This is a genomic window from Roseateles sp. P5_B10 (assembly GCF_056400485.1).
Window position 1 is genome coordinate 1 of sequence record NZ_JBFULE010000386.1, and the last position, 4,899, is coordinate 4,899.

The 4,899-nt window shown below is 66.1% G+C and carries 7 protein-coding genes; 5 read left to right on the plus strand and 2 right to left on the minus strand.

Going from position 1 to position 4,899, the window contains the following annotated elements:
• Positions 1–198 precede the first annotated feature (198 nt).
• On the plus strand, positions 199–372 hold the full coding sequence (locus tag AC1DU6_RS20035) for a hypothetical protein (protein ID WP_056194453.1): 174 nt from the start codon (positions 199–201) through the stop codon (positions 370–372).
• 2 nt (positions 373–374) lie between these two features.
• Here the strand turns inward: AC1DU6_RS20035 and AC1DU6_RS20040 are convergent, their stop codons facing one another.
• On the minus strand, positions 375–566 hold the full coding sequence (locus AC1DU6_RS20040) for a hypothetical protein (RefSeq protein WP_457322973.1): 192 nt from the start codon (positions 564–566) through the stop codon (positions 375–377).
• On the opposite strand from AC1DU6_RS20040, the gene lepB reads away from it, so the two are divergent.
• The 3 genes from lepB (at position 565) to AC1DU6_RS20055 (ending at position 2,525) form a co-directional block, all read left to right on the plus strand.
• The gene (gene lepB / locus AC1DU6_RS20045) at positions 565–1,251 is read left to right on the plus strand and encodes a signal peptidase I (protein WP_157281260.1); all 687 of its coding nucleotides are present in this window, start codon (positions 565–567) and stop codon (positions 1,249–1,251) included. The two genes, AC1DU6_RS20040 and lepB, sit on opposite strands and share 2 nt — an antisense overlap.
• 131 nt (positions 1,252–1,382) lie before the next feature.
• Positions 1,383–1,718 carry a hypothetical protein gene (locus tag AC1DU6_RS20050; RefSeq protein WP_157281263.1) on the plus strand — a complete coding sequence of 112 codons (336 nt, stop codon included), beginning with the start codon at positions 1,383–1,385 and terminating at the stop codon, positions 1,716–1,718.
• Between the two features lie 192 nt (positions 1,719–1,910).
• The gene (locus tag AC1DU6_RS20055; RefSeq protein WP_457322975.1) at positions 1,911–2,525 is read left to right on the plus strand and encodes an OmpA family protein; all 615 of its coding nucleotides are present in this window, start codon (positions 1,911–1,913) and stop codon (positions 2,523–2,525) included.
• A 192-nt stretch (positions 2,526–2,717) separates the two neighbouring features.
• Here the strand turns inward: AC1DU6_RS20055 and AC1DU6_RS20060 are convergent, their stop codons facing one another.
• Positions 2,718–3,044, minus strand: coding sequence for an NIPSNAP family protein (locus tag AC1DU6_RS20060; RefSeq protein ID WP_457322976.1), 327 nt, complete (start codon positions 3,042–3,044; stop codon positions 2,718–2,720).
• Positions 3,045–3,282: 238 nt separating this feature from the next.
• Between AC1DU6_RS20060 and AC1DU6_RS20065 the strand changes: the two genes are divergently transcribed.
• Positions 3,283–4,392 (plus strand): LacI family DNA-binding transcriptional regulator, encoded by a 1,110-nt coding sequence (locus AC1DU6_RS20065; protein ID WP_457322977.1) that lies wholly within the window; start codon positions 3,283–3,285, stop codon positions 4,390–4,392.
• Positions 4,393–4,899 lie beyond the last annotated feature (507 nt).

Genomic DNA, 4,899 nt, shown 5'->3' on the forward strand with positions numbered 1-4,899 from the left:
GATGTAGACGCTGGGGGATTGGATGGTCATGAGGCGGATTCTCGCTATCCCCGCGCCCGAGCTTGCGCAGCGAGAACCGCGCCGCGGTAGGAGGCCACCTACCGGCAGCTTCAACGGCGTCCGACCATCCGCGACGGGCCGCCTCACTAAAGTGCACTGACGAGATGGGGCGCCGCTCCATCCCTGACAGGAGCCGCTATGTCCTTCCTGCTCTATATCGTTGGCCTGGCCGTGCTGCTGGGCGGCTTGGCCTGGGCCCTGATCACGGCCGGCCTGGCCGCCACCTATGTCGCCATCGCCTGTCTCATCGTCGCCGGTGTCGGCATCATGATGGCCGTGTCCCGCACCCGGGCCAAGGATCCGCCGGCCTGACGTCAGGGCGCCGCCGGCGGGCGGCCGAAGGCATCGGGCCGCGGAATCGGCAGATTTCCATCGACGCGCCCGGCCACGCTCGTGCCTGCCGCGCCCGCCATTCGCGCAGCGCCGCTGCCATTCGCCCACTTCAGCCGGCCATTCGCCCGCCAGCCGGGTCGAAGCCAGGAGATCGGCCCGAGCATGGCCGTCATGAACCTCCGACGCACCCTCCGCGACAACCGCGGCTTCATCCTCTTCCTGCTCAGCTTCGCGCTGTTCCGCACCGCGGTGGCCGATTGGAACCCCATCCCCTCGGGCTCGATGCGGCCGACGCTGCTGGAAGGCGATGTCGTGCTCGTCAACCGCCTGGCCTATGACCTCAAGCTGCCGCTGACCGACGTCGTGCTGCTGCCGCTGGGTGAGCCCCAGCGCGGCGATGTCGTCACGCTGAGTTCGCCGGCCGGCGGCACGCGGCTGATCAAGCGCATCGTCGGCCTGCCGGGCGATCGCGTCGAGATGCGCGACGACGTGCTGATCCTCAATGGAACGCCGCTGAGCTACAGCGGCAACCAGTCTCATGGCGAGGCGGTGGCGCCCGGCTGGGTCGTTGACGCGGTGCGCGCCACCGAGGACCTTGACGGCCGGCCCCATGCTGTCCAGTTCCTGCCGGCCCTCAGCGCGCGGCGCAACTTCGCCGAGCTCACCGTGCCGGCAGGGCAGTATTTCCTGCTCGGCGACAACCGCGACAACAGTGAGGACTCGCGCTTCATCGGCACGGTGCCACGCGAGAAGCTGATCGGTCGGGCCCATCACGTCATCGTGGCGGCGGACTGGCTGGGCGAGGACGGCTGGCGGATGGCGCCGCGCTTCGAACGCTGGGTGTCGGCGATCCGCTGAGTGCATGCTTGTCRCAGGCCGTGACCAAGCCCACACCTTTTGCGCCGCCCATCGACTGGCGCCCGTCGAAAGCCGAAGAAGCGGTGTTTTTCGGCACGGGTTTGAGGTGCGGCGGTTCTATCTTCGCGGCCATGACATCCCGCCGCCACCGCCGCTCGCTCCCGCTGCCCAGCTTCGGCCCACGCCGCGTCAGCTGCCCCGAGGGGTCGGTGCGGCTGGTGATCGAGGAGCAGTGGACCTGCGAGGAACGCCCGATGCAGGCCGAGCTGCAGCTGCTGGAGCGCTTCTCGGCGCTGATGGCCGCCCAGGGCTGGCCCGCGCATGTGTCACGCATGGCCTATGACCGCATCTACGCTGGCGAGCGCTTCGGCTTCGCCAAGCGAGCCGGCCGGGGCGAACTCCCTGCCCTGGCACGAGAGCTGATCCTGTGCTGGCGCGCCAACCGCAGCGAGCCAGTGCAGGGCTGAGTCTCAGGCCGCTCGCGTGCCCTGCGGGGGCTGCTGGTCAAGCACCTGCGCAACATGGATCTGTGCCCGTAGCGCAGAACGGTAAGGCTTTGTTCAGTCCGGTTAATGGCGCAAGGATTGCTCACAGCTCGGTACGTTCGTCCGTGAAGGACTGCCTACATTCGCACCACTTTCTTATCCACGAGACTACCGATGTCGAGACTTTCGCCCCTGATCGTCGCCAGCAGCGTCATGTTGCTGAGCGCTTGCGCCACCAAGGATTTCGTCAAAGAGACAGTCGCTCCGGTGCAGACCAGCGTGGACGGCCTCGGCACCCGGGTGCAGGCGCATGACGAGGGCCTCAAGGCCCTGGATGGCCGGCTGCAGGGCAGCGAGGCACGCATGCTGGCCCTTCTGCAGCAGGAGGCTGCAGCGCGAACCCAGGCCTTCAACAACCTGCCCAAGCCGCCCGGTCTGCTGATGAGCACCGTGCTGACCGATGACAAGGTCAAATTCAAGTCGGGCCGCTTCCAGCTCACCGAGCAGGCTGGCCAGGAACTCGATCAACTCGTCGCCAAGCTCAAGGCCGACAACCAGCCGGTGTTCATCGAAATCCAGGGCCACACCGACGCGACCGGCAGCGACACGATCAACCAGCAACTGGGCCTCAAGCGAGCCGAAGCCGTGCGCCTGCACCTGTCTCGCGCCGGCTTGCCGCTGGCGCGCATGGCTACGATCAGCTACGGCGAATCTGCGCCCCTGGCCGACAACAGCACCCGCGAAGGCCGCAGCACGAACCGGCGGGTTCAGCTGATAGTGATGCGCTGAGCTGGAGGGGAAGCCGCAACGCGATTGCGGCACTACAGCWGGACAACGACCAAGCCGCAGGCAGAAGCGACGCTTGAGCGCATCGCGCTCCCTTCCTGCGGCTGAACTGTTCCTGAAGCGGTGGCCAGACTGAAGAGGCATTGGGCGTTGATACCGCGTCCCAGCCCACTGTGTCGTCCGCCGCGGAGGAGACTATTTCGCGGGCGAGAAAGAGGTTGGCGCCAAGAACGAGTTGTCCATCTTCGCAACAATCGGTCCTGCTGCCTCGCTCGCCTTTCTGACCTCGACCCATTCGGGATCGGCGACAAACTTGCTCCACTTGACCTCACGATCGGCCAGGCTCTCCCAGACAAGCATGTAGGTGAGCGCGTTGCTGTCAGGTCCGACTGCCGTCGTCCAATATCCGAGTTGACGAATTCCCAGCCGGTTCCAGATGCCCACGGTGTGATCGCGAAATCTTGCAAGAACGTCGGGTAGCCGGCCAGGCATTGCCGTATAGACGCGCAGTTCGTAGATCATCGACATCAGTCCTGGGAAGATTGTTGCGAGTTGACGGGGTGGCGGGCGTGACCGCCAGGCTCACATTGTGCTGTCCAAGCGCGCGTGCTGGCGTCGCCGGGAAGACGCCTGCCAAGAAAGCGGGCAAGTTGAAGGGGCGTCCTGGACCGGGTTGCTGCCGACTTCCAGCCGTGGCGACGCCGAGCTTGCGGACGGCCCGGTGCTACAGTGCGCCGCTCGTTCACCCCGCCGCCGGTCAGTGTCCGCCTCGACACCCAAGCCTTCCCAGCCGACGAAAAGTCGTCGTCACAGATTGCCCACGCTCGCTGACGTCGCGCGAGAAGCTGGCGTGTCGGATGTCGCGGCCTCCTGCGCGCTCAACGCCGGCAAAGGCTCGACGCGCGTATCCATGGAGACGCGCGAACGGGTGCTGGCGGCGGCGGAGCGCCTGCGCTACCGGCCAAACGCGACGGCACGCGCACTCAGCCGTCAGCGGGCCAACGCCATCGGCTTCGTCGCGAACATTGCCAATGAGGAGCCCAACCTCTACTTCCTGGAGGTGTTCAACGGCGTTGTGCGGGGCGCGACGGAGGCCGAGCAGGCCACATGCGTCTTCCCGCTCAGCGGCTGGGAAGAAGCGCCCAAGCGCATCCCCGCGCTGTGCGACGGCCGCGTCGATGGGCTGGTCGTGCTGGCGCCGTATCTGGAAGATGACAGCACGAGCTGGCTGCCTCCCCATACGCCCTTGGTCACGATCCATGCGGGCATGCAGCTGCAGGGCCAGGTGAACGTCGAGGCGGACGACGAGGCGGGCGGCTTTGGCATCGTGCGCCACATGCTTGAACTCGGCCATCGCCATATCCTGTGCGTGGGCGGGCCGCCGCACACCAAGGGTGCGGACCGCCGTGTCGAGGGCTTCTTGCGCGCGCATGCCGAAACCGGCGTAGAGGTCGCTGCCGACCATGTGATCCGTACCTGGTTCACCGTGCAGGGCGGCCGACAGGCGATGGAGACGTGGCTGCAGGGCCACCGCGGTGAACGGTTGCCCGAGGCCATCTTCTGTGGCAACGACGCCATCGCGTTCGGTTGCATGGAAGCGCTGGAGGCGCGAGGGCTGAGCGTGCCTCGGGATATTTCGATCGCTGGCTTTGACGATACCTTGCTGGCCCGCACCCTGCGCATGACGACCGTGCGCCAGCCCCTGCTCGAAATGGGTCGTCAGGCGGTCAACGTCCTCATGCAATTGATCGAGGCGCAGCGCAGTGGACAGATGTACGAGGGCCCGCGCAATATCGTCCTGCCCGTCGAGATCCTTCCCGGCCGGACTTTGATCGCCCCTGCGCGCGGCGCGATGCTGACGATCTCCTGAAGCTGTAAGCAGGTGCAGCGGCGCCGATGGGTTTCCCCTAATTAGTTCGGTTGTCGKCCGAATTAAGATGACCTCGCGGCGCTGCTGCAATTTTTTCGCCGAAATGATTCGGCGTCGAATCAATCCTCGCATGGTGCTCACGCCGACCTGCCAAGCCTCGGACCACCCGGATCGACCGGCGGCGGTCGCCATGCACGCCCACACCACGTCGAGCAGCCGCGGGCCATCCTGCCCGCGCCGTTTTGAGCCCAGCCTGGCCCGCAGGACCTGGTGCTGGCACTGCCTCCGGCAGTCCATCGATGTCGTCGGGATGTAGCCATGCATTGAAGCTGCATCTTTCACAACGCTCGTGACCGGAGGAGACAACCGGCCGAGCACTTTTCAACCTTGAAAGGTAGAACATGAGAACCTTGATACCMGCACTGCTGCTYGCCTKYGGMGCRAGCGCAKGCASCCTCGCGCAGGCGCAAAGCTGCGGCAGCGGCGGCGGCGCCACCGTCTGCCTGA

What these genes read in the sequence shown, in the direction of transcription:
- lepB (WP_157281260.1), top strand. Translation starts at nt 565, where the DNA reads ATGAACCTCCGACGCACCCTCCGCGACAACCGCGGCTTCATCCTCTTC.
- AC1DU6_RS20035 (WP_056194453.1), top strand. Translation starts at nt 199, where the DNA reads ATGTCCTTCCTGCTCTATATCGTTGGCCTGGCCGTGCTGCTGGGCGGC.
- AC1DU6_RS20055 (WP_457322975.1), top strand. Translation starts at nt 1,911, where the DNA reads ATGTCGAGACTTTCGCCCCTGATCGTCGCCAGCAGCGTCATGTTGCTG.
- AC1DU6_RS20060 (WP_457322976.1), bottom strand. Translation starts at nt 3,044, where the DNA reads ATGATCTACGAACTGCGCGTCTATACGGCAATGCCTGGCCGGCTACCC.
- AC1DU6_RS20040 (WP_457322973.1), bottom strand. Translation starts at nt 566, where the DNA reads ATGACGGCCATGCTCGGGCCGATCTCCTGGCTTCGACCCGGCTGGCGG.
- AC1DU6_RS20050 (WP_157281263.1), top strand. Translation starts at nt 1,383, where the DNA reads ATGACATCCCGCCGCCACCGCCGCTCGCTCCCGCTGCCCAGCTTCGGC.